The 24,367-nt window shown below is 63.4% G+C and carries 21 protein-coding genes and 1 pseudogene; 13 read left to right on the forward strand and 9 right to left on the reverse strand.

Annotated elements, in window-relative coordinates:
- Nucleotides 1–192 precede the first annotated feature (192 nt).
- Both FQ746_RS04625 and FQ746_RS04630 read right to left on the reverse strand, forming a co-directional pair.
- Nucleotides 193–645, reverse strand: a complete 453-nt coding sequence (locus FQ746_RS04625; protein ID WP_144107743.1) for a type II 3-dehydroquinate dehydratase — start codon at nt 643–645, stop codon at nt 193–195.
- Between the two features lie 51 nt (nt 646–696).
- Nucleotides 697–2,073, reverse strand: coding sequence for an MFS transporter (locus tag FQ746_RS04630; protein ID WP_144107744.1), 1,377 nt, complete (start codon nt 2,071–2,073; stop codon nt 697–699).
- 286 nt (nt 2,074–2,359) lie between these two features.
- Between FQ746_RS04630 and FQ746_RS04635 the strand changes: the two genes are divergently transcribed.
- Nucleotides 2,360–3,142: an IclR family transcriptional regulator gene (locus FQ746_RS04635; protein ID WP_144107745.1), complete on the forward strand. Its 783-nt coding sequence runs from the start codon at nt 2,360–2,362 to the stop codon at nt 3,140–3,142.
- 16 nt (nt 3,143–3,158) lie between these two features.
- Here FQ746_RS04635 and FQ746_RS04640 read toward each other — a convergent pair whose 3' ends face one another.
- Entirely contained in the window at nt 3,159–4,226 is a 1,068-nt protein-coding gene (locus FQ746_RS04640) for an SDR family oxidoreductase (RefSeq protein WP_144107746.1), read from the reverse strand.
- A gap of 352 nt (nt 4,227–4,578) precedes the next feature.
- Between FQ746_RS04640 and FQ746_RS04645 the strand changes: the two genes are divergently transcribed.
- On the forward strand, nt 4,579–6,171 hold the full coding sequence (locus tag FQ746_RS04645) for a hypothetical protein (RefSeq protein WP_222105849.1): 1,593 nt from the start codon (nt 4,579–4,581) through the stop codon (nt 6,169–6,171).
- A 90-nt stretch (nt 6,172–6,261) separates the two neighbouring features.
- Here FQ746_RS04645 and FQ746_RS04650 read toward each other — a convergent pair whose 3' ends face one another.
- Complete coding sequence (locus FQ746_RS04650; RefSeq protein WP_144107747.1) at nt 6,262–7,140, reverse strand: NmrA/HSCARG family protein; 879 nt, start codon at nt 7,138–7,140, stop codon at nt 6,262–6,264.
- 123 nt (nt 7,141–7,263) lie between these two features.
- Here FQ746_RS04650 and FQ746_RS04655 point away from each other — a divergent pair, with 123 nt between their 5' ends.
- Both FQ746_RS04655 and cynS read left to right on the forward strand, forming a co-directional pair.
- Entirely contained in the window at nt 7,264–8,169 is a 906-nt protein-coding gene (locus FQ746_RS04655) for a LysR family transcriptional regulator (protein ID WP_144107748.1), read from the forward strand.
- 78 nt (nt 8,170–8,247) lie between these two features.
- The gene (gene cynS / locus FQ746_RS04660) at nt 8,248–8,691 is read left to right on the forward strand and encodes a cyanase (protein WP_144107749.1); all 444 of its coding nucleotides are present in this window, start codon (nt 8,248–8,250) and stop codon (nt 8,689–8,691) included.
- A 41-nt stretch (nt 8,692–8,732) separates the two neighbouring features.
- Here the strand turns inward: cynS and FQ746_RS04665 are convergent, their stop codons facing one another.
- Nucleotides 8,733–9,356, reverse strand: coding sequence for a methylated-DNA--[protein]-cysteine S-methyltransferase (locus tag FQ746_RS04665; protein WP_144107750.1), 624 nt, complete (start codon nt 9,354–9,356; stop codon nt 8,733–8,735).
- Nucleotides 9,357–9,524: 168 nt separating this feature from the next.
- On the opposite strand from FQ746_RS04665, the pseudogene FQ746_RS04670 reads away from it, so the two are divergent.
- Nucleotides 9,525–10,863, forward strand: a pseudogene (locus tag FQ746_RS04670) (leucine-rich repeat-containing protein kinase family protein).
- A 69-nt stretch (nt 10,864–10,932) separates the two neighbouring features.
- Here the strand turns inward: FQ746_RS04670 and FQ746_RS04675 are convergent.
- The 3 genes from FQ746_RS04675 to FQ746_RS04685 all read right to left on the reverse strand — a co-directional run bounded on the left by FQ746_RS04675 (nt 10,933) and on the right by FQ746_RS04685 (nt 12,896).
- Nucleotides 10,933–11,364: a PRC-barrel domain-containing protein gene (locus FQ746_RS04675; RefSeq protein ID WP_144107751.1), complete on the reverse strand. Its 432-nt coding sequence runs from the start codon at nt 11,362–11,364 to the stop codon at nt 10,933–10,935.
- Nucleotides 11,365–11,468: 104 nt separating this feature from the next.
- Nucleotides 11,469–12,128: a TetR/AcrR family transcriptional regulator gene (locus FQ746_RS04680; protein WP_144107752.1), complete on the reverse strand. Its 660-nt coding sequence runs from the start codon at nt 12,126–12,128 to the stop codon at nt 11,469–11,471.
- Nucleotides 12,129–12,644: 516 nt separating this feature from the next.
- Nucleotides 12,645–12,896, reverse strand: coding sequence for a hypothetical protein (locus FQ746_RS04685; RefSeq protein ID WP_144107753.1), 252 nt, complete (start codon nt 12,894–12,896; stop codon nt 12,645–12,647).
- 224 nt (nt 12,897–13,120) lie between these two features.
- Between FQ746_RS04685 and FQ746_RS04690 the strand changes: the two genes are divergently transcribed.
- From FQ746_RS04690 to FQ746_RS04720, 7 genes are all read left to right on the forward strand, one after another.
- On the forward strand, nt 13,121–14,311 hold the full coding sequence (locus FQ746_RS04690) for a CaiB/BaiF CoA transferase family protein (protein WP_144107754.1): 1,191 nt from the start codon (nt 13,121–13,123) through the stop codon (nt 14,309–14,311).
- Nucleotides 14,312–14,319: 8 nt separating this feature from the next.
- Nucleotides 14,320–15,585, forward strand: coding sequence for a CaiB/BaiF CoA transferase family protein (locus FQ746_RS04695; RefSeq protein WP_144107755.1), 1,266 nt, complete (start codon nt 14,320–14,322; stop codon nt 15,583–15,585).
- Nucleotides 15,586–15,602: 17 nt separating this feature from the next.
- Complete coding sequence (locus FQ746_RS04700; protein WP_260853891.1) at nt 15,603–16,817, forward strand: cytochrome P450; 1,215 nt, start codon at nt 15,603–15,605, stop codon at nt 16,815–16,817.
- A gap of 72 nt (nt 16,818–16,889) precedes the next feature.
- On the forward strand, nt 16,890–17,084 hold the full coding sequence (locus FQ746_RS04705; protein ID WP_144107756.1) for a ferredoxin: 195 nt from the start codon (nt 16,890–16,892) through the stop codon (nt 17,082–17,084).
- A gap of 103 nt (nt 17,085–17,187) precedes the next feature.
- Nucleotides 17,188–18,408, forward strand: a complete 1,221-nt coding sequence (locus FQ746_RS04710) for an NAD(P)/FAD-dependent oxidoreductase (RefSeq protein ID WP_144107757.1) — start codon at nt 17,188–17,190, stop codon at nt 18,406–18,408.
- Between the two features lie 30 nt (nt 18,409–18,438).
- Nucleotides 18,439–19,935 (forward strand): aldehyde dehydrogenase family protein, encoded by a 1,497-nt coding sequence (locus FQ746_RS04715; RefSeq protein WP_144107758.1) that lies wholly within the window; start codon nt 18,439–18,441, stop codon nt 19,933–19,935.
- A 5-nt stretch (nt 19,936–19,940) separates the two neighbouring features.
- Nucleotides 19,941–21,677: a GMC family oxidoreductase gene (locus tag FQ746_RS04720; protein WP_144107759.1), complete on the forward strand. Its 1,737-nt coding sequence runs from the start codon at nt 19,941–19,943 to the stop codon at nt 21,675–21,677.
- Nucleotides 21,678–21,746: 69 nt separating this feature from the next.
- Here FQ746_RS04720 and FQ746_RS04725 read toward each other — a convergent pair whose 3' ends face one another.
- Nucleotides 21,747–22,844 (reverse strand): alcohol dehydrogenase catalytic domain-containing protein, encoded by a 1,098-nt coding sequence (locus tag FQ746_RS04725; RefSeq protein ID WP_222105850.1) that lies wholly within the window; start codon nt 22,842–22,844, stop codon nt 21,747–21,749.
- Nucleotides 22,845–23,070: 226 nt separating this feature from the next.
- Here FQ746_RS04725 and FQ746_RS04730 point away from each other — a divergent pair, with 226 nt between their 5' ends.
- Nucleotides 23,071–24,306, forward strand: a complete 1,236-nt coding sequence (locus FQ746_RS04730) for an ABC transporter substrate-binding protein (RefSeq protein ID WP_222105851.1) — start codon at nt 23,071–23,073, stop codon at nt 24,304–24,306.
- The last annotated feature ends 61 nt before the right edge of the window (nt 24,307–24,367 follow it).

Raw genomic sequence — 24,367 nt, forward strand, 5'->3', positions numbered from 1 at the left:
GGCTTGGCAAGGCGGCGCGGGCCGGGTCTCGATGACTATATCTTCTAGTTGTCTGACCTCTAGAGGGAAAATTATACGGGTTTCCCCTTATCCGCCATTATCCTGGCCGGTGTTCCGGCCAAAAAAAAGCCGCGCCTACAGAAAAGGCACGGCCTGAACAACGTCTTGAAGCGTTCTGGTGATGCAAGCCCGTCAGAACCCCGCGCTTTTGCCCAGCGCCATCGCCATGGCTTGCAGCGCGACCAGATAACCGTTCGCGCCCAACCCGCAGATCACCCCGGTGGCGGCGCGCGAGATCAGCGAATGACGATAGGTCTCGTCGCGTTGGTGAATGTTGGTGATATGCAACTCGATCAACGGCCGTTCGATCAGCTTGACCGCGTCGAGCACCGGCACCGACGCGAACGAAAAACCGGCCGGGTTGATGATCACCGCGGCGTCGCGCTCGAAGGCCTCCTGCAACCAGTCGACCAGCGTCGCCTCGCTGTTGGTCTGGCGAAACTCGCAGCGCAGTTCGAGTCTGACTGCGAGCGCTTCCACCTGCTGCTGGATCTGCGCGAGCGTGGTGGTGCCGTAGAGGTGCGGCTCGCGCTTGCCCAGCATGTTGAGGTTCGAGCCGTTCAGTACATATACGAGGTCAGTCATGGGTGATGTCGCCTGTTTGCAGAATTCGATGTTGCGATGTAACGGTTGCGATCACAGCCGGTGACCGTTGCCCACGCCTGCCGTCGCCAGATCGGCGTCGCCGGTCACGGCCGCGGTCGAGTCGGTCCGGTTCATGTCGATGCCGAGCGTTTCGCGCGCCGTGAGAATCATCACGAGCGAGATCACGTTGAACACCACGCAGACCGCGACCACGCCCCAGGGCGAGCCATTGCAGACGGAAAAGAGCCACACGGCCAGCACCGGCATGGGACCGCCGGCGATCAGATTGGCACCCGTATAAGCGAGTGCCGAGCCGGAGTAGCGCACGTTGGTCGGGAATGCTTCGGCGAACGCCACCGGTTGAATGCCGCTCTGGAACTGCGTGAAGCCGAGGAAGAAGCCCATCGCCGCCACCATCGGCAGGAAGCTTTTGGTGTCGAGAATCTGGAAGTACACGAACAGCATCAGCAGTGTCGCGATGGAGCCGATCGCCAGCGCTTTCTTGCGGCCGATCCGGTCGCTCAGCATGCCGCCCGCCAGTGCGCCGACGATGGCACAGACGTTCGCGCCCATCAGCAGCAGGAAACCGGTTTGCTTCGGAATCGCCAGCGTCTTGGTGATGTAGCTCAGCGAGAACACGACGATCAGATAAAAAATCGCGGCCGGTCCGCAGAAGAACAGCATCCAGCGCAGCACGACACGCCAGTGCAGGCGAAGCGCATCGCGTAACGGGCTGCCCACGTGCACGACCTCGGTTTTTTGCAGCGCGACGAACGACGGCGTCTCGCTCACTCGCAGCCGGATATACACGCCGACAATCACGAGAATGAAGCTCAGCACGAAGGGAATGCGCCAGCCGTAGGAATCGAATGCTTCGGTCGACATCGCGCTGGAGAGCAGCAGGAGTACCCCGTTTGCCATGATCTGGCTGAGCGGCGAACACAGGCCGAGCAGGCCCGAGTATTTGCCGCGACGGTCGGGGCTTGCGTGCTCGATGGCCATCAACTGCGCGCCGGTCGATTCGCCGCCCAGCGCGAAGCCTTGCAGGATGCGCAGCAGCACGAGCAGCACCGGCGCCCACACGCCGATGCTGGCATAGGTCGGCAGCAGGCCCATCAGCATCGACGCGAGGCCCATTACGGTGACGGTGCCGAGCATGAGGTTGCGACGGCCAAGCTTGTCGCCCAGATGTCCGCAGATGATCGCGCCGAGCGGGCGGGCCGCGAGCCCGACGCCGAAGGTCGCGAGCGACGCGAGCAGCGCGGAGGTGGAGTCCATCGAAGGGAAAAACAGTTTGGGTAATACCGTGGCGGCCAGTGCGCCGTATAGCGTGAAATCGAACCACTCGAGTGCGGTGCCGATCGCCGCGGCCGTGACGGCCCGTGTGCGCATCGCCGGGTTCGTGCCTGTCTGGGCATCCTGAATCATCTTGTCTCCTTGTCCCTTTGCCGTTCGGGATGACAGCGCGCCGCTCGAAGCCGGTTTGCCGCTCCCGCTCTCGTGTCTGAGTTGTCTAGGTTTGTCTGTGTTTTTTGATCGGGGTTTTCGGAAAGCGCGTCAGGTTTTAGCTTGATCGCTTTACCGTGCGGCGAATGTAGCACCGCTAGGTGGGACACCATTCCAAGGTGGAATTCGATTCCGTAATGTGCAACACTGCGCGGCGTGCGGCGGCTTCGGTCGTTGCACGACGACTCGACAATCCACGGAGACTCTCATGCCCGGCGTCACGGAGCGCACGCTCGCTGTCCTCGAATTTCTCGCCACGCAGATGGAGGGCACGCCGCTCGCCATGATCGCCGCCGAGCTCGACATTCCCCGCAGTGCGTGTCATCGGCTGCTGGTCGATCTGAAAACGTGTGGGTACGTGCGGCAGTTGCGCGAGCATGGCGACTACGTGCTTACCACCAAACTCGTCGGACTCGGGCTGGGATTTCTCGCGACCTCGGGCATCGTCGATATTGCGCAGACCATGCTCGACCGGCTCGCCGAGCGTTCGGGCGAACTGGTGCGGCTGTCCATCGTCGACGGCGACCGTCTGACTTTCGTCGCGAAGGCGCAAGGTGCGCTGAAGGGATTGCGATACGACCCGGACATGGGCATGGACACGACGCTGTCGTGCAGCGCTACCGGCTATGCCTGGATGATGACGCTAAGCGACGAGCGTGCGCTCGAACTCGTGTCGCGCCAGGGCTTCGGCCAGCCGAAGCAATTCGGTCCGAACGCGCCGACCACCATCAACGGATTGCTCGGTTTCGTGCATGCCGCGCGGGAACGCGGCTACGCGACCATCAACGAAGTGTTCGCGCCGGGCATGACGGCCATGGCCGCGCCTGTGCAGCGGCGCGGCTATCCGGCGCTCGGCGTGATCAGCATTGCCGGTCCGCTGGTTCGACTCGACGAAAAACGCATGGCGAGTCTCGGTTCGACCTTGCTGGCGGCCGCCGCGGAGCTCGCAGCGGCGAGCCATGCTTCGCCGCTGTTCAATCGCACACGCTAGGCGGTTTGCCTGGGTATCAAGGCGCGATGATGCGCTCGGCCTTCAGCCGGTCGAACAGTGCAAAGAACGCATCCGGCGTGCTCTGATAATCGAGGAAGCCGGCCTTGCGGCTTTTCGTCATATCGGTGACGACTTCCATCGGCCGGCCGAGATCGGCGTCGGTATGCCACCACGAGGCGAGCTTGCCGATATCCGCCTCTTTCAAACCGAAGCGCGCGGCAATCTCCGCCCATGCTTTGCCCGCATCCTGCATGCGTCCTTCCAGCGGTCGCACCGTGCCGTCGAACGGCACGGCTTCGACGCCGAAGTAATCGGCAAGACGCGACCACATCCACTTCCAGCGGAACACGTCGCCGTTCACCACGTTGAAGTCTTCGTTGCGCGCATTCGCCGCGCTCGCCGCCCATTCCAGATGACGGGCGAGCAGTCGCGCGTCGGTCATGTCGGTGAGACTTTCCCATTGCGCGCCCGAGCCCGGAAAAACGAACGGCTGGCCGGTCTGCTTGCACAGCGTCGCATACACGGCGAGTGTCACGCCCATGTTCATCGCATTGCCCAACGCATAGCCGATGATCGTATGCGGGCGATGTACGCTCCAGCTCAACCCGTAACGCTGCGCGGCTTCGAACAGACGGTCTTCCTGCTCGTAATAAAAATTGTCGACCGGCTGACGGCCCTGTTCTTCACGGAACGGCGTGATGGGCACCGCGCCGGTTGCGTACGCTTCGAACGGTCCGAGATAGTGCTTGAGTCCCGTGACGAGCGCCGCATGTTCGAGCGTGCCCGATGGGCCCACGGCGTCCATGACGTGACGCACCATCGCGCCGTTCACGCGGATGTTTTCCTTCTCGGTGGCCTGCCGCGCCCATGCGGTGAAGAACACGTGTGTAAAACGCTGCGCTTTTAGCGCGTCGTTCACCGAGTCGGCCGAGGTCAGGTCCGCGGTAATCGGTTCGATGTCCGGCGAAACCGCACCGCGTCCGCGTGACAGACCCGCGACGTTCCAGCCGTTCGCGCGCAACTGGTCAGCCAGATTGCTGCCGACGATGCCGCTTGCGCCAATGATGAGTGCCCGTTTTTCCATGTTCGTCCTCGAGAAAGTGAGTGTGGGCCGATAGCAGCAATACGCGGGCCGCACGTTTGGGTGCCTTGCAAGTGCCGGCGCGGTGCGGTGTGTCGATCTGGCGCGGTGCGTGATCCTGGCCTGATCGGTCACGGAAATTCGCACGGGACTTGATGTGAATTCCTGTCTGCGCCCCAAAAAAGCCGCGATCGATCGAATGCCGTTGTCGCACCCGTGAACAAAAATAAAACTGATCTATTCCAGCACGGTGTGACGGCGCGCAGATTACGCGACGAAAGCTTCCGCTTTCCGGGTCGTCCAGCTGGACGCCTCGTTTTTAATCCGGTGTCTCATCCCCAGGGAGAACCACATCATGCAACAGAAAATCAGTTTGGTATCCAATGCACCCCTGTTCGAGTGCGACGACGATGACGACGACGATCAGGGCACCCGCGTCCAGAAGTCGGCGCGCAACCGCTATCTCGCCGCGAGGCACTATGCGGTGACGCACTTCGATCCGGCCCAGACCGACAGCTTTCCCTACGAGGTGCCGCGCGTGACGCTGCAGGTCGATCTCAAGCAGATGGCGCGCGTGATCCGTGGACCGGTGAACATCATCACGCTCGCCTCGACGTCGCCCGACTACATGTGGGCCGCGTCCAGCGAAGGCTTCACCTACGTGGACGTGTCGAACGACGGCTTTCGCGAAGTGGCCCGCATCGTCGCGCCCGGCCAGAAGGCGATTCCCAACGAGTTGCAGGAAAACATTCTCGATGAACGCTTCACGACGGCGGAGCAGGTCGAGCATGCGGTATTCGACGGATACGGACTCGACTGGGTACGCATGGGCAACGGCGTCTACGTGGTGGTCGACCGCGACAACCACGCGTTCTACAACACCGCGGACGGCTCGCTAAGCGAGTTCGCGCTGGTCGACGAGGACGATCCGGCGGCCGGCATCCAGCTCGTGAAGACGGTCGACATGCGCGAAGCCATCGGCGAGGGCAATCTGATGACGGGCACCGGCATGACCTACGACGGCAAACTGGTGGTCGCCTCGAACCAGACGCTCAGCGTATTCGAGCGCAATCTCGAGGGGGAACCGCAAACCTTCCGCTTCGACGACGAGCTCGTCACCAACTCGTTTGCGATCGACGAGGACAACGGCATTTACATCGCTTCCGACAAGTACATGCGCAAGCTTGTCTGGACGGGCTCGAAGCTGTCGGACGACGAGGACGACGGTGCGTGGAAAGTCCGGTACGATTCGGGCCAACAGCCGCCTACGGTGAAGATCGGCACCGGCACCGGTTCCACGCCGACCCTGATGGGCTTCGACGATGATGAAGACCGCCTGGTCGTCATCACCGACGGCGCCAATCACATGAAGCTGGTGGCATTCTGGCGCGACGAGATTCCCGACGACTGGACCGCGTTGCAAGGCGCTTCGTCCGCGCGGATTGCCGGCCATATTCAGGTGTTCGCGGGTCTGAACGAGCGGTCGGATTTCATCCAGAGCGAGCAGTCGGTCGTCGTGCATGGCTATGGCGCGTTCGTCGTCAACAACATCGCCAAGAAGGGCGAAGAGGACAAGCTGGTCGACGTGCTGGCGCTCGGACCGGTGAACGAGCCGGGCCGCGGCTGCGAACGCTTCGAGTGGGATCCATGCGAGCATCGCTGGGAGCCGGTCTGGTCGCGCGGCGATATCGTGTCGATCAGCATGGTGCCGAGTGTCAGCACCGCATCGGGCATCGTCTTCGTGAACGGTTATTACGCCGACACCGGTTGGGAGGTGACCGGTCTCGACTGGGATACCGGCGAGACCGTGCAGCGCATTTCGTTCGGCTTCGATAATCGCGGCAACGGCGCGTACGCGATTCTCCAGTACGCGCCCAATGGCGATCTGATCTTCAACGGCGTGGGCGGCCCCGCGCGCGTGCCGTTGAATCGGGAGCGGGACTCGTAAGCCTCGTTTCGTGATGCGATGAAGAAGTCCTGCTGCCCGGCAATCCGTCGAGGGTTGCCGGGCATTGGCCGCATTGCTGTTCTTATGCGCTTATGCCTTCGTCCACGCCGCCGCCATTGCGGTTGCGAACTCGCGATACGAACGCGGCTGCCGACCCAGCAGCGTGGCAAGCCGCGCAATCTCTTGCGGCGAGGCCACTGCGCCGTCCTGCTGATAGCGACGCATCATCAGGCGCATGTCGTAAGCGAGCCACGACGGTGCAGCAGCCTTCAGACGCTGCTCGAGCAGATCGAGATCGTCGCCGCCGTAACGCACCGGACGTCCCAGCGCTTCGGCCCAGATCAACGTGATGGATTCAGCGGTCAACGCGTCCGGTCCGACGAGCTCGTACGTTTCGCGCGGCAGCGGAGCGTCGGCGCGTTCGCGACGCAACAACTCGCGGGCCGCAGCGTCGCCGATGTCGCGGACATCCACCATCGAAATCCCCTTCGCGCCGATCGGCATGCCGTACACGCCATGGGTGAGCAGCGGGTCTTTCTGGCGCGCATCGTTCTGGATGAAGTACGCCGGACGCAGCACCGTAGCCGGCAGATCGTCATGCTCGATCATCCGTTCCACCGTGTACTTGCCCGTGAAGTGCGGAACGTCGACATAGTCCGCGCCTTTGAAGACGGACAGATACACCACGCCCTTGACGCCCGCATCGCGCGCCACGCTGAGGGTTTGCAGCGCCTGGGTCAACTCGTCGGCGGCGTTCGGCGCGAGCAGGAAGAGGGTGCTGACGCCGGTCATTGCGCGGCGCAGACCGTCCACGTCGGACAGGTCGCCCTGAACCGCGACGACGCCGGCGGGAAATTCGGCTTTCTCCGGCGACCGGGTGAGGGCGCGCACTTCCGCGCCGCTGCCGCTCAAATGGTCGAGAACCTGCTTGCCGACGACGCCCGTGCTACCGGTTACGAGGATTGCCATGATCTTGCTCCTGAGAGGTGAGGGTGGAGGGCTGCAACCAGCCCGTGAGACAAAGAATATTCGTTCCGTGGAATGACCGAAAGTGCGAAAATCCAGACGGCCTGTCTCATATATGGAACGATCATGGATCTGACTTCGCTGGCGGACTTCAATGCGGTCGCATTGCACGGCGGCTTCGGGCCGGCCAGCCGCGCGCTGGAGCGGCCGAAGGCTACGTTGTCGCGGCGCGTGGCCGAGCTCGAAGAACAACTGGGCGTGCGGCTGATCGAGCGCGGTTCGCGCAGAATGCGGCTGACCGAAGAGGGCCTGGCGCTGCACGAGCGCACGCGCGGGCTGATGACCGAAATCCAGCAGGCCGGAGAAGCGCTGGCTGCGGGCGGCCCGGTGCCGCGCGGGCGCTTGCGCGTCAGTGCCCCGGTGGTGTTCGCGCACGTCGTGCTGGGGCGCCTCGCCGCGCGCTTCGCGCTGGCGTATCCGCAGGTCGAACTGGAGGTGGTGGCGGAAGACCGCGTGGTCGATCCCGTAGAGGACGGTTACGACCTCGTCATCCGGATCGACCCCTCGCCGGACGAACAGCTTGTCGGGCGACGCCTTCTCAGCGACGAGCAGATGATCGTCGCGGCGCCGACGCTGGCGGTTCCCGATTCATCGGCGAACGCGGGCGCGGTGTTGACGGTGCCCGCGGTGGTCAGAGTGGCGCTCGCTCCGGGCGCGGTGTGGACGCTGCGCGGGCAGGGGGCAGACGAAGGCGCGTTGCGTCAAATCGTGCCGCAGCCGGTGTTGCGGTTTTCTTCCTTGTTGATGGTGCGTGACGCGGTGCTCGACGGGGTGGGCGTGGCGCGTTTGCCGCGACTGCTGGTCGCGCAGGATGTCGCGGCTGGGCGGCTGGTGTGCTGGGGTATCGACGAGAAGCCGGCGGTGGAAATCTGGGCGCTCTACCATTCGCGGCGTTTGTTGAGCGCGAAGGTGCGGGCGTTCATGAATCTCCTGCAGGAGTTGCCGCACCAAGCAGGGACTTCCGATTTTTGACCGGCGCGTTCCCTCGCTACCATGGCGTGCATGGCGCTCACTTTCGCGCATGGCCGGCGCATCGACAGGAGTCACAACATGAATCGCAACGACGTCACCGAGAAAATCATCACGGCCAAGGTCAAAGGGAACATGACATGGGGCGAGATTGCCACGCGGATCGGCCAGAGCAAGGAGTGGACGACCGCGGCGATGCTCGGCCAGATGACGCTGACCGCACAGCAGGCGGCAGTGGCGCGCGAGCTGTTCGATCTGACCGACGAGGAAACCGCGTGGCTGCAGATCGTCCCATATAAAGGCTCTTTGCAAACCGCCGTGCCGACCGATCCGCTGATCTATCGCTGGTATGAAATCGTCAACGTGTATGGCACCACGATCAAGGAACTCATTCACGAAGAATTCGGCGACGGCATCATGAGCGCGATCGATTTTTCGATGGATATCCAGCGCGAACCAAATGCGAACGGCGACCGCGTCAAGGTCGTGTTGAGCGGCAAATTTCTGCCGTACAAGTCGTATTGAACGACGCGTTGCTACGCGTTGCTACGCGTCGTTACGTCTTGCTAGTTGCCGAACAGCGAAGCCTGCGTGCCTCGCGCAGGTTCCGGGTTCGACGGCTGCGACGGTTGAGTCTTGCTGAGCCTCACCGCTGGTTCACTCATGCGCGGTGCCGGCTCGCTCGCCGCGTGTGCGGCTTCGAGCGACGTCTGCCCGGCTTCCAGCGAAAGCAGCAGCATCTTGTTGGCGAGTCCGCCGGCGAATCCGGTCAGCTCGCCCGACGCGCCGATCACGCGATGGCAGGGCGCGACGATGGAGATCGGATTCCGGCCGTTCGCCGCGCCCACCGCGCGCACGGCATTGAGATTGCCGATCTGTCGCGCGATGTCCGCATAGCTGCGGGTCTGGCCGAACGGAATCGTCAACAGCGCCTGCCAGACCTGCTTCTGAAAATCGGTGCCCTGGAAGCTGAGCGGCAGATCGAATACGCGGCGCGTGCCGGTGAAATATTCGTTGAGTTGACGGCTTGTTTCGACGAGCACGGGGCGGTTGCCGTCTTCGATCATCGGTGCGAGGCGCACGCGATTCGGCCTGTCGTGCTCCCACAGAATGGCCGCGAGAGAGTCGCCGTGGGCGACGAGTTTCAACTGGCCCACTGGCGAGGCCATCAATCGGAATGCGTATGTCAAAGGGCGTGCTCCTGACCGGTAGGCGCGATGGTTTGGTACTGTACAACGTTTCGCCTTGTGCACACTTGCACACAGTTGCCGTGTGCCGGATTCGATGTGCTTCGCGCGAATCAGTAGAATGCACGGCTTCGATTCATGGGCACCGGCAAAGGACGCTTCTCCCCCACTGTGACGACGACACTCGAGCAACTGCGCAACGGCAAACTGGCCGGTGCGACCCGCCTCAAACTCGCGGCGGACCTGCGCGAATTTCCGCGCGAGATTTTCGATCTGGCCGACACGCTGGAAGTCCTCGACCTGTCGGGCAATGCATTCACCGCGTTGCCCGACGATCTGCCGCGGCTTCATCGCTTGCGCATTCTGTTCGCTTCGAACAACCCGTTTACCGAACTGCCCCCCGTGCTGGGCGAATGCGCGCAACTCAGCATGGTCGGCTTCAAGGCGAACCGCATTCGCACGGTGCCGGGCGCGTCGTTGCCGCCGCAACTACGCTGGCTGATTCTGACCGATAACGAAATCGAGGCGCTGCCTGCGGAGATCGGCCGCTGTACGCAATTGCAGAAGCTGATGCTGGCGGGTAACCGCTTGCGTGCGTTGCCCGTTGAACTGGCGGACTGCACGCGGCTGGAACTGGTGCGCCTTGCGGCGAATCGGCTCGATGCGCTGCCCGACTGGTTGCTGCGTTTGCCGCGACTCGCGTGGCTTGCGACGGCGGGCAATCCGTTCAGCGAGAGCCTGGAGACTGCGGCGCTAGAAAGCAATGCGCTGAGCGCGGGCATTGCGTGGGAGTCGTTGCAACTGGAGCAGCCGTTGGGCGAAGGTGCGTCCGGCGTGATCTATCGCGCGAATCTGCGACAGGACGAGCGCGCGGGCAGTGGCCGTCAAGTTGTTCAAAGGAGCAGTAACCAGCGATGGTTTGCCCGACTGCGAAATGGCCGCCTGCATTCGCGCGGGTGCTCATCCGAATCTGATTCCGGTGACAGGGCGAGTGCTGGATCATCCGGCGGGCACGCACGGGCTGGTGATGGAATTGATCGACCCACGGTTTCGCAACCTCGCTGGACCGCCGAGTCTGGAGTCCTGCACCCGCGATATTTACGCCGAAGACGCACGCTTCGAATCGTTGGCGGCATCGCGAATCGCGATCGGCATTGCCGCCGCGGCGGCCCACTTGCATCGGCAAGGAATCCTGCATGGCGATCTGTACGCTCACAACATCTTGCACGATGGCGAAGGCCACGCGCTGCTAGGCGACTTCGGCGCGGCATCGTTCTATTACGCGGGCGGCGGGCATGAGGGTATCGCGCTTCAAAGGCTGGAAGTGCGCGCGTTCGGATGCTTGCTGGAAGAACTGGGGGAGCGCTGCGAATGGCCGGCGACCGTGGCCGGTGTAGCGGCTGAATGGCTGGCGTTGAAAGAACGGTGCCTGAGCGAGAACATCGACGACCGACCTTTGTTCGATGAAATCGTCGCTGTGTTGACGGCGCTCGGTGATCGCTTGCAATGAGGCTTTGAAGTAGCGTCGAGGCGACCCGTATCACCCAGGGCCGCTCCCGGACGCTTCGACTGGATTCGCTTATTCGGCCTTGACCTTGCGCGGCTTGGTCGCCTTTTCCAGCTTGTTGTACTCGAACTCGGGCACCGACTTCAGCGCGTCTTTCGTCGCTCCCGCGAGGAACAGGTTTCCGTCGCGAATCTCGAAGTGGTCGACCGGAATCGCCACGTAGTGCTTGCCCATACCCAGGAAGCCGCCCACCGACACGACCGCGTAAGTGGCCTTGCGATCCGGCGCGATGATCACGTCGTAGATGCTGCCGATCTTGTCGTTCAGGTCGTTATAGACCGGCTCGTCGACCAGCGCCCGGCGCACGCTCCAGCCCTTCAGCAATGCATTGGTCTGTTCGACTGTGCCGCCGAGCGGTTGCAGTCCGGCCACCTGAGCGAAGGCGCCTTGTGAGGTGCAAATGGCGGCGAGTGCGGCGGTGCAGATCAATGTTTTAACTTTCATCCTGACTCCTGGTGTAATTGACGATGAGTGTCGTACCAGGGGAAAGGCAGCAGCACGTGACGTGCCCGGGTCCAGCCAGCGAGGCGCCGTGAGCCGACGCTGTCTTAGCGCGGCGCGTTGCTCAGGGCCTTCCACACGACCTTGGTGGCGGCGCGGAACGCGGTCGGCTCAGGCGCATTCCCCTTTGCCCGGCGCAGAAAAACAATCAGCCCTTGCCAGTGCGAATAGATGAGAGAACCGCGCAGCCGGCATTCATCGTGTGGCAACTCGCTGTTGATCTGCGCCACGAGCTCGCTAAAAATGCCCTGGAATTCGCCGCTGACATGGACCATCAGGTCGCTCACCGACTCCATGTGTTCGGCGAGGCACCAGCATTCGAGTGCGAACGAACTGACGACGTTCTCAGGGTCGGTCAGCGCCGCGAAGGTCTCGTCGAGAATCGCTTCGAGCCGCGCCTCGGGCGCCACGCCCTTGTCCGTGGCGAGCGCGCGATACCGTTCCAGATAACGTTTGGCCAACTCCTCGATCGTGGAATGGAGCAGCAACTCGCGGCTACCGAAATAATGCTGCAGCGTAGCGAGACGAATGCCCGCAGCCGCTGCGACGCGGCGCTGCGTAAAACCCGTGTTGCCTTCCGCTGCAAATACCCGGATGGCGGTTTCGAGAATTTCCGGTACACGGGTGGTCCGATTGCCGCGTCGCCGGGTCGGCGGGTCGACTTCCTTTGCGCCCAGGTCCTCCGAGCTGATCGTCAAGTCTTTCATTTCTTCGAATCCCTTCGATTACCAGTTAGGCGCCCATCCCGGTCAGCAGCACCTCGCATACCACGCGTCGATTGCGGCAGTGCAGTATTGGTCTGACAACCAATTGTAAAGACTGCGGCGACCTCGAAAGCGCGTGCTGACAAATCGCTGAAAAACCGCTTAGATGCAATGCAGCATGGTGATTCGGCGTATCGCGCATATCGTTTACCCCGCTCGCACTTATCTTGTTTATTGGTCTTTTGACCATTATTATTGGTCCGAAGACCAAATAAGTGAATCGAGGCGCGCATGGCAGTGTGCCCGGGCCGCCTGGCAGAGTCGAGTCCCGCAGCTTTGGCGCAATCGAACAGGCCGGCACGAAGGAAGTTCGCCAGTCGAGGTCGAGCGCTCTGGCCGCGTGAGCGCGCGCCCCGACTGGCAGCAAATCAACGTCTCCGCTTATGTGTAACTACTATCAATACAGTTCGGGTTCCTACCCATGTAGGGCGTGAATATTTTTGTATTGCACCCATGATTTCAGAATCCCTCGCTTCGCTCATCGTTGCGGCCATTCCGGTGCAGCGATGGCGTGACGTCCGCCCCCGGTATGGCCAGGTAGCGCTGCACGGTTTCCTCGTCGACGACGAATCCTGCCGAATCCGCCATGCGGCAGGCCGCGGCGATCCATGCGAGTTCGTCGAAAAGCCACTCGCCCAGACTCTGCACGGCGCGTGCAAGGGCGAAGCGGGTTCTGGGATGCAGCAGGCGATATCGATTGTCGGTGCTCATGTCTCCTCCATCGAATAACTAGCGGGCTTGGGTTTGTTTCGACGCACTTTGCCCTTAACTGCGGCGCCCCGCAGCAGGGATTTACCCATCCTTGACAGTCAAATCCAAAAGGATCAGTATTGTTCAAAGGTTCATCCAATGATAAATTGCGATGAACAGACGCCGAGGCGCTCCGGATACGACGCCAGGCAATCGGGACATGCGCAAAACAGGAGGAGGAGAAGATGAGCAGTGCACTTGAGGGCATGAAGGTCCTCGACTTTACGCAGATGATGAACGGCCCCTTCGGCACGATGCTGCTTGCGGACTTCGGTGCGGACGTGATCAAGGTCGAGCCGCCGGTTGGCGACACGATGCGCCTGACAGGCGAAACGTTTCTGGGCGACGACGCCGTCTATTTCCTCACGCTGAACCGCAACAAGCGCAGCGTGATCGTCGATCTGGCCACGCCCGAAGGTCAGCGGGTGGCGCAGGAAATGGCGAAGCAGGTGGACATCGTCGTGGAAAATTTCCGGCCCGGCGTGGCCGAGAAACTGGGCATCAGTTACGAGACGCTGTCGGCGCTCAATCCGCGGCTCATCTACTGTTCGACATCGGCATTCGGACGCACGGGCGAGGACAGTTACCGCCCGGGCATGGACCCGGTCGTGCAGGCCATGTCCGGCATCATGCAACTGACCGGCGACGAGCACACCGGTCCGCTCAAGACCGGCATGCCGTACGCGGATCTGATCACCCCGCTGCTTTCCACCATTGGCGTGCTTGCCGCGGTGCAGTCGCGCAACAAGACCGGGCGCGGTCAGCGGGTCGATCTGTCGATGATCGACGCGACCATCTTCAGCATGATTCCGCGCGACGCCTACTACTTCGCGACCGGCGAAACTCCGGGGCGTATCGGCAATGCGCACTGGCAAATCGTGCCGTACAACACGTACCGCACCTCCGACGACCGCCACATCATGGTGATCGCGCATACCGACAAATTCTGGCGCGTGCTCGCGTCGGCGGTCGGTGCAACGGAACTGCTCGACGACGCGCGTCTGAAGACCAAGGACGGTCGTCTAGCGCATCGCGACATTGTCGACGCCGGCCTTGCGCAGGCGTTCGCCAGGCAGTCGCTCGCGCATTGGGACGACAAGCTGCGCGAGGCGCACGCCATGTTCTCCCCGGTGCTCAATTTCCAGGAGGTGTTCGAAGATCCGCGCGTGCAGGCCGACCTGGTCGTGGAACTCGATCATCCGAAGGCGGGCAAGTTCAAGGTCGTGACGAACCCGATCCAGATGTCGGAGACCCCGCCGTCGATCCGTCGTCCGCCGCCCACGCTGGGCCAGCACACCGAAGAAATCCTGCGCGAATTCGGCATTACGCCCGCCCAGACGCAAGCCACGGCGCCCGCAGCGCTCGGCAGCGAGTGAGCCGGTTCATGACCGATCCAACCAACACGACCAATCCGGCTGCGGCTAATGCTGCGCAATTGCCGCCGCTCGGCCGGCACGAGCCGCCCCTGAAGGGCGTGCGCGTGCTCGATCTGTCGCGCGTCCTCGCCGCGCCGTTCTGCGCGATGATGCTGGCCGATCTGGGCGCCGAAGTGATCAAGGTGGAACACCCCAAGGGCGGCGATCAGACCCGGCACTGGGGCACGGCGATCCAGGGCGGCGAGCGGACCTACTATCTCGCGATCAACCGCACCAAGCAGTCGATCGCGATCGACTTCTCGAAGCCGGAAGGCGCGGCGCTCGTGAAGGCGCTCGCGCGGGAAAGCGACGTGCTCGTCGAAAACTACATGCTCGGCGCGCTCGAGCGCTACGGGCTCGGCTATGAAGCGTTGCGCGCGGAAAACCCGAAGCTCATCTACTGCTCGGTGAGCGGTTATGGGCGCACCGGTCCGAGCGCGCAGCGCCCCGGCTACGACTCCGTCATCCAGGCCGAAAGCGGTTTGATGTCGATCACCGGCGAGCCCAACGGCGAGCCGTCGAAAGCAGGCGTGCCGATTTGCGACATCACGGCCGGCATGTATGCGACCCAGGCGATTCTCGCCGCGATGGTGCGGCGCCTGCGCAACGGTCACGGCGAAGCGATCGACATCGCGCTGTTCGACTGCACGCTCGCCAATCACACGTCGGTCGCGGCCAATGCGCTGTTGCTGGATCGCGCGCCCGGCCGTTTCGGCAACAGCCACGCGGACATCATTCCGCAAGGCATGTATCACGCGGCCGATGGCCCGCTCATGTTTCACGTCGGCAGCGACGCGCAGTTCGCGCGTTTCTGTGCCGACGTGCTCGACATGCCGTCGCTCGCCGCCGATCCGCGGTTCGTCGACAACGACGGCCGGCGCGCGAATCGCGACGCGCTCGACGACTTGATGTCGAAGCGCCTGAAAACGCGACCTCGCGACGAATGGATTCCGCTGTTCCGTCGCGCAGGTGTGCCGGCAGGCGTCGTTCAGGACGTCCTCCAGGCACTCCGGTCGGACGAATCGAAAGCGCGCGGCATGGTCTGCGAAATCGATCACCCCACCGCCGGGCGCATCGATCTCGTCAACTCGCCGTTGAAGATGCGCGAGAGCACGCTGGCGCCGCCCCTCGCGCCACCGCTTCTAGGCGAGCACACCGACCGGATTCTCGAAGCCCGCCTCAAGCTGGATGCTGCCGCCATCGCCGGTCTGCGCGCAGCAGGCATCGTAAGTTGATATCAGGAGACATAGTCATGCACGACCACACATCATCCTCGGGCGCCTTTCCGATGGGCCGCTGTCCGTTCGCGCCGCCGCCGGAATACGCGGAAATCCGCCAGAAAGAAGGCCTCTCGAAGGTCACCATGCCCGACGGCTCGCTCGCCTGGATTGCGACCCGGTACGGCGACGTGCGCGCGATTCTCGGCGACAACCGGTTTTCGACGGTGCCGTCCACGCCGGGCTATCCGTTCATCGCACCGGCGCGCGCCGCGCTGCTGATGAACGAAAAGCCGCCGACCATCATCCGCATGGACGCGCCCGAGCACACAAAATACCGGCGCATGCTGACCAAGGAGTTCATGGTTCACCACATCGAAGCGATGCGCGGTGAACTGCAGCAGACGGTCGACGTCCTGCTGGACGAACTCGTCGAGAAAGGGCCGCCCGCCGATCTGTTCGAAGACTTCGCGCTGGCCGTGCCGACCACCGTCATCTCGCGGATTCTCGGCGTGCCATACGAAGACCGCGACTTCTTCCAGGAACGTAGCAAGGCAAAGCTCGACCTGACCGCCGACCCGGAAGTGCCGATCAAGGCCGGTGCGGAGATGCGCGAATACCTCGACCGGCTGATTACGGAAAAGCTCAGGAAGCCCGGCAATCGCGACGATCTCATCAGCCGTCTCGTGACGAGCCAGGTGGTGCCGGGCCATATGACGCGCGAAGAGGCGCTCGCCACCATCGAACTGCTGCTGATGGGCGGCCACGAAACGACCGCGAACATGATCGCGCTCGGCACGCTGTCACTGCTCATGCATCCGGATCAGAAAGATGCCCTGGTGGCCGACCCGTCGCTCGTGAATAACGCGATCGAAGAAATGCTGCGGTACCACACGATCGTTCACTACAACGGCCCGCGCGTGGCGCTCGAAGACGTCGACGTGAACGGCACGCTGATCCGCAAGGGCGAGGGCGTGCTGGCGCTGATCACGGCGGCGAACCGCGATCCGGGTTCCTTCGCCGATCCCGACACTTTCGACATTCGCCGCGAAGCCCGGCATCACGTCGCATTCAGCTACGGCGTGCATCAGTGTCTGGGCCAGCCGCTCGCGCGCGCCGAATTGCAGATCGTTTTCTCGACGCTGTTCCAGCGACTGCCGAAGCTGCGCCTGACGCTGCCGGTCGATGAAATCAAATTCCGTTACGACGCTTTCGTGTATGGCGTCGATGCGTTGCCGGTGACGTGGTGAACGTCCGGTATCGCTGAGCAGGCCACCGGCGCGCAACGTGCGCGCCGGCGAACATAACATCTGGAGACGAGCATGAAAATCAAAGTGGACGCCACGAAGTGTATCGGCGCGGGACTGTGTGTGGTCGCCGCCCCCGAAGTCTTTAGCCAGAACGAGGACGACGGTCTCGTCATCGTGTTGCAGGAAAACCCGCCGCCGGAACTGCACGAGAAAGTGCGCGAAGCCGCACGCCTGTGTCCGGCGCTGGTCATCACGCTGGACGACTAGACGCCGACGTCGCGTCGGAACGAACCGGAATCCGGCAGCCGCGTGGCGTCTGCCGCGACGTGCAGCCTGGCTCACGTCGTCACCCGTCTTGAGGTCGAGAAATATGGATGCGGGAATCCTGATCGTCGGTGCGGGGCAGGCCGGCTATCAACTGGCGGTGTCGCTGCGCGATGCGGGTTACACGAAACGTGTCGTGCTGCTGGGCGAAGAGCCCGACCTGCCGTACCAGCGGCCGCCGTTGTCGAAGGCATTTCAGAGCGGCACGTGCGATGCGGCGCAACTCACGTTCCAATCCGAAACTTTCTTTGCGCAACGTGCTATCGAACTGATGCTCGGCGTGACCGTGCTGCATATCGATCGCGAACGCCGCTGCGTGATGACCGGCGATGGCCGGCGTCTCGACTACGAGCATCTGGTGCTGGCCACCGGCGCACGCAACCGGCTGCTGCCGGGCTGGAACAGCGCGACCGACGGCTTGCTGACCTTGCGCACGCTCGACGACGCGCGCCGTCTGCGCGAGGCGCTGCTGAATGCAAAACGTGCGTTGATCGTCGGCGCGGGTTTTCTCGGACTCGAGTTTGCCGCGGTGGCGGCGGCGCGCGGCGTTGCCGTGCACGTGATCGAGGCGAGCTCGCATCTGATGAGCCGCGCGGTCAGCACGCCGGTAGCCGACGCGTTTCGCGCGCATCACGAGTCGACCGGCACGACCTTCAGCTTCGACCATGGCGTGAAGAACATCAGCACCGAGGCCGGACGCGTGGTCGGTGCGCAGACCGTGGACGGCCGCGTGCACGAGGCCGACCTGGTGGTGGTGAGTATCGGCGTGATTCCGAATGTCGAACTCGCCAAAGAGGCGCAACTGGAAACCGCCAACGGCATCGTGGTCGATGCAAATCTCGCGACCAGCGATCCGGCCATCTCCGCACTCGGCGACTGTGCGGCCTTTCCGTCGCGCTTTGCAGCGGGGCAATGCCGGATCGAATCGGTGCAGAACGCCGTCGATCAGGCGCGCTATCTCGCGCAACGCCTGACCGGTCACAGCCAGGCTTTCGAAGCCGTGCCGTGGTTCTGGAGCGATCAGGGCGGCGTCAAGCTGCAGATTGCCGGCCTCGGCATGCATCAGGCCGACGAGGTGGTGCTGCGCGGCGACCAGGCGGGTCTGAAATTTTCCGCGTATGGCTTCGTGAACGGCCGGCTTGCCGCGGTCGAATCGGTCAACCGGCCCGCCGATCACATTGCCGCTCGCAAGCTGCTCACGGCCAGCGCGCCGGTGACGCCGGCGCATGCCGCCGATCCCCAATTCGATCTGCGCGCCTTGCTGTAGCGCGTATCCGAACACAACGAGAGGTTCAACATGTCTTCGATTTACGAAACTCTGGGCGCGCCTAGCGCAAACTTTATCCGCGGCAGGCATCGTCTGCTGATCGGCGGTCGCTGGGTCGATGCACAGTCGGGCAATACGTTCGACGTCTTCGATCCGGGTACCGGCGAGGTCGTCGCACGCGTGGCCGAAGGCGACGCAGCGGATATCGATCTGGCCGTGCAAGCGGCGCGCCGTGCATTCGAAACCGGCGACTGGGCGAAGATGAAGCCCGCCGACCGCACGCGCGTCATGTTTCGCCTCGCCGATCTGCTCGAACATCACGGCGACGAACTGGCCGAGATCGAAGCAGTCGACAACGGCAAGCCGCTCTCCTTCGCCAGGCGCGGCATTGCCGGCACCGCCGAGATGCTGCGCTACATGGCGGGTTGGGCCACCAAGAACAACGGCGATTCCGTCGACCTGTCGATGCCGGGCGAGTGGCACGCGTACACCACGCGTGAACCGGTCGGCGTGGTGGGGCAGATTATTCCGTGGAATTTTCCGCTGTCGATGGCAATCTGGAAAATCGCGCCGGCGCTCGCCACCGGCTGCACGGTCGTGTTGAAGCCCGCAGAACAGACGCCGCTGAACGCCTTGCGGCTCGGTCAGATCATTCAGGAAGCGGGCATTCCCGACGGCGTGGTCAATGTCGTCACCGGCTTCGGCGCGACCGCGGGTGCGGCGCTCGCCGCGCATCCCGGCGTCGACAAGATCGCCTTCACGGGCTCGACCGAAACAGGCAAACGTATCGTGCAAGCCGCGCTCGGCAATCTCAAGAAAATCTCGCTCGAACTCGGCGGCAAGTCGCCGGTGTTCGTGTTTCCCGATGCCAAACTCGATCTCGCGACAGCCGGCGCGGCCAACGCAATCTTCTTCAACAGTGGTCAGGTGTGCTCGGCGGGTTCGCGGCTGTTCGTTCACAAGAAGGTGTTCGATCAGGTCGTGGAAGGCGTGGTCGCGTATGGCGACAAGCTGAAAGTAGGTCATGGTCTCGCGCCCGACAGCCAGATTGGTCCGCTCATCTCGAACCAGCAGAAGAAGCGCGTCGAGTCGTATATCCGCAATGGCGTCGAAGAGGGCGCGCGGCGCGTCGGTCAGAACCCGTTGCGCGCCGATCAGGCCGGCTACTTCGTGCCGCCCACCGTGTTCGTGGATACGACCTCCAGCATGTCGATTTATCGCGAGGAGATTTTCGGCCCGGTGGTGTGCGCGATGCCTTTCGACGACGCGGATATCGAGCGTATCGCGGCCGAAGCCAACGACACCGAGCTAGGTCTGTTCGCGGGTATCTGGACGCAAAACCTGAGCCTCGCGCACAAGCTCGCGCGACGCATCAAGGCGGGTTCCGTGTCGGTGAACGCGCACATGGTCAACGACCCGGCGCTGCCGTTCGGCGGTTACAAGCAATCGGGCTGGGGCCGCGAGCGCGGCCGCGAGGTGCTCGATCTGTACACCTCGGTGAAGAGCGTGGCGATCAATCTGGACTGATCACGATGACATCCTTCGATTACATCATTGTCGGCGGCGGATCGGCGGGATCGGTCCTCGCCAACCGTCTTTCGGCCAATCCGGCCAAGCGGGTTCTGCTCTGCGAAGCCGGCGCCGATCTGCCTAACGAGAATCTGCCCGCGTCGATTCTCGACAGTTATCCCGGCACGGCTTATCTGAATCCGAATTATCTGTGGCCGAAACTGCAGGTCCATACGGTCGCACCGAAGGACGGCGAGACGGCGCCGCGCAAGCTGCGCAAATACGAACAGGCGCGCATTCTGGGCGGCGGCTCGTCGATCAACGGTCAGTTCTTCAATCGCGGTGCGCCGGGCGATTACGACGACTGGGCGGCACGCGGCGTAAAGGGCTGGAGCTGGGACGACGTGCTGCCGTATTTCCGCAAGATCGAACGCGATCTGGATTTCGACGGTCCGTTGCATGGCAAGGAAGGACGGATCCCCGTGCGGCGGATCTTTCCCGAGACGTGGCCGGGACACGCGACGGCGATCGCCGCCGCGCTGAAGCAATCAGGCTATGAGTATTTGCCCGATCAGAACGGCGAGTTCAAGGACGGCTATTTTCCAATTGCCATTTCGAATCTGAACGAGCGGCGCGTGTCGGCGTCGATGGCGTATCTCGATGCAGCGACGCGCCAGCGTCCCAACCTGACCATCTGGACCGAGACCGAAGTGGCGGGGCTGCTGTTCGAGGGCACGCGTTGCTGCGGCATCCGGCTCGACGTGCCGGGCCGGCCAACCGAAGTGCGCGCGGGTGAAGTGATCCTGTCGGCCGGCGCATTGCAGTCGCCGGCCATTCTGCTGCGCTCCGGGATCGGGCCGCTCGCGCATCTGCGCGAACACGGCATTGCGGTGATCGCCGAATCGAATGGCGTGGGTCAGCATCTGATGGAGCATCCGTCGGTGGCATTGGCGTCGTTCATTCGCCGTGCGGCGCGCGTGAACGACACGACCCGGCGGCACATCATGCTGGGTTGGCGTTACTCGTCGGGTATCGGCGGCGCGCCTGCGGGCGACATGTTCGTCTCGGTGGTGACGCGAACGTCGTGGCATGCAGTCGGCGAGCGGATCGGCACGATGTTGATGTACGTGAACAAGCCGTTCTCGAATCTTGGGCAAGTCCGTTTGAACTCGACGGACTGGCGCGACGCCCCTTCGATCGATTTCAACTTCCTCTCCGACGAGCGCGATCTCGACCGGCTCGTCGACGGCTTTCACAAGATGGCCGCGGTGCAGGCGCTGGCGGCGGTCGAAGCGGTGACGGCCGAGCCGTTCCCCGCGAGCTACAGCGAGAAGGTCCGCCAGGTCGCAATGCTGAGCCGCCGCAACAAACTCGTTACCGACGTGCTGGCCACCCTGCTCGACGGTCCCGCGCCGTTGCGCAAGCTGCTGATGACGCGGGTGATCGCGGGCGGCGCGACGCTCGCGGAAGTGCTCGCCGACGATTCGGCGCTGCGCGAGTTCGTGCGTGGTGCGTGCGTAGGGGTCTGGCATCCGTCGTGTACGTGCCGCATGGGCGCCGACGACGATCCGCTCGCAGTCACGGATGCCGAGGCGCGAGTGCGCGGCGTGCAGGGCCTCCGGGTCGTGGACGCGTCGATTTTTCCGCATATCCCGAGCGGCAACATCAACTTCCCGACGATGATGGCGGCCGAAAAAATCGCCGACGTCATGGTGGGGCAGACGGCGAGCGTGGCAGCGGCAGCGGTGCCGGCGGCTTGAGGAAACGGCGCCGGACAGTCTGCGGCGCCGGCCTTTTCTCCGATGGTCCGCAGCGGCCGCTGCGGCCGCTTATAACCCGGCTTGTTGCGCCGATACGCCGCCGGGTATCAACACTGCGCGACCACGAATCTTGCCGGCCTGCAGTGCGTCGAATGCGCTGAGCGCGTCGTCGAGCGCGAAGCGCGTGACGAGCGGTCGGATCGCACCGCGCTGCGCCAGCGCGATGACGGCGGCGAGGTCGCCGTAGGTGCCGCCGTAAGGGCACATCATCGACACGCCGCGCGGCAGCGGGTTATTCGAAGAGCGGGCCACGAACGGATAGGTGCCGCCCGACAGACCGACGACCCGGATCGCCCCGGAGCGGCAGACGAGTGCGGCGTCCAGTTTCAGCGTGGCATCGTTGCCGACGAAGTCGAGCACGACGTCCGCGCCGCAACCTTCGGTAAGCGCCATCACGCGCTCGACGAGGTCGGGGTCGGTCGACAGCATCGCGACGTCGAGCCATGGCCGCGCGGCGTCCAGCGCATCGTTCGAGATGTCGATCGCGACGATCTTCGTGGCGCTCGTCGCGCGCAGAATCTGCGCGGCCAGATTGCCGAGTCCGCCGAGGCCGATGATCACCGTGGTCGAGCCAGGATACAGCTGCTCGGCGCAGGTGCGGATGGCGTGATACGGCGTGAGCGCGGCGTCGGTGAGCGTGGCGGCTACCTCCGCGTCGAGTTCGCCGATCGACATCAGCGCACTCGCCGGAGCGCAGACGTATTCGGCCATGCCGCCATTGCGGGTCACGCCGGGTGTAGGCGGCGGCGACAGCCTGCTGCCGGTGCGGCGGCAAGCGTTCTGGCGACCGGCCAGACACGCGGCGCACACGCCGCACGACCAGCAGGGGTGCACTACTACGCGGTCGCCCTTGCGCCATTGCGTGACGCCCGCGCCCAGTTCGACGACTTCGCCGGCGATTTCGTGACCGAGCGTGGTGCCGTCGGGCGTGCGCGAATCGGCGGCGGAACGGATATGCACGTCGGTCTGACAGAGCCCGGCCGCCAGCACGCGAAGCAGCACCTCGCCCGGCTGGGCGCGAGGCCTTTGCAGCGTGGCGAGCTGAACGTTGCCGGGTTCGCGCAGCTGCACGCCTTGCATCGAATGATTGCAGTGGTGGCTTTCCACGAATGTCTCCTGAATGAATGGGTTCGAATGCGCGTCGACCTGGCTGTCAGTGTGCGTGACGCGTCGTCGTTCACCTAGTCGCGCTTGCCCTGGCTTTCGTGCATACGAGGTAAAACCCCGAGCCGAGCTTTCTTGACATCGGAAATCCGACGCGTCTATGATAATTCAAAGGTTCATCCAATGAACAAATAACCAGACACTTACAAATATGGATCAGGAGACAGGCATGAAGGAACAACGCAGCGCCACACGTCTAAAAAGAACATCGAGCTGGCCGGGCGTCGTGGGACTGACGCTGGCGGCGCTCACGGCGATGGCGTTCGGCAACCCGGTGCGAGCGGCCGCACCCATCGTGATCTGCTCGATCGACGACCGCAGCGGTTCCGCCGCCGAAACCGGCATTCAGGGTTACCAGGGTTTGCAGATGGCGCTGGACGAAGCCAATGCTGCGGGCGGCGTGGCCGGTCACAAGCTGCAACTCGTGGCGTATGACGGCAAGACCGATCCGCAGTTGACCGCCACTTTCGCGTCCCGTTGTGCCGAGGACGACAAAGGGCTCGTGATCATCGGCGGCAATCCGTCGGCACCGGCTGCGGCCATGATTCCGATCGCGACCGAAGAGAAGATTCCCTACTACATCCTGTCGGCGGGCACCGATTCGCTGGTCGATCCGTCCGCGCTTTACCACTTCCGCTTCGGGCCGGCCAATCGCCAGGATGCGTCGGCGATTGCCGACCTGCTCGCGCAACAGGGTTTCAAGCGGCCCGCGATCATCAACAACTCGGTGCCGTTCGGCATCGACGGCGCGCGCGCCACGACTGCCGCGTTGAAGAAAAAGAACATCACGGTGATCGCCCAGCAAACCTACGACATCAACGCGACGGACCTGTCGCCGCAGGTGACGAACCTGCACGACGCGAAGCCCGACGTGGTGATCGTCTTCCCGTATGCAGCCGATGGCGCGCGCGTGCTGCGCACCATGCGGCAACTGAACGTCGACGTGCCGATCGTCGTCTCCCGCAGCGCGTTGCTCGACACGCTGCGCAAGCTCGCGGGTCCTGCCAGCGACGGCGTGCTGATTCCGAACACGGTGGACCCGTCGCGTGCCGACGTGCAAGCGTTCTTCAAGACTTTCGACGCGCGCTTCGGGCAGCATCAGCCGACGCTCTACCCGGTGATCGGCTACGACGCGGGCAAAGCGGCGCTCAAGGTGATCGCCACGCCGGCCGTGCTCAAGGCGATCGATGCGGGCAATCTCGCACAGGCGCGCACCGCGTTTCGCGACGAGACGGAGAAGCTGAACGGCTTCAAGGGATTGCAAGGCGAGCAGAGCGCGTCGTATCGCTTCGCCGCGAAACAGCATCACGGTTCGCCCGACGAGCACTGGTACGTGTTCATTCAGGTTGCCGACAACGGCACGCATCTCGTGAAGCCGGACCTGAGCAAATTCAAGCCGCACTGAGGTCGCGCCGATGCCGCGCCGAGATCGACCGGCGCTTTGTCGAAAGTAATGCGCGTCGAGG

Source organism: Paraburkholderia sp. BCC1886 (genome assembly GCF_900996245.1).
Lineage (GTDB): Bacteria > Pseudomonadota > Gammaproteobacteria > Burkholderiales > Burkholderiaceae > Paraburkholderia.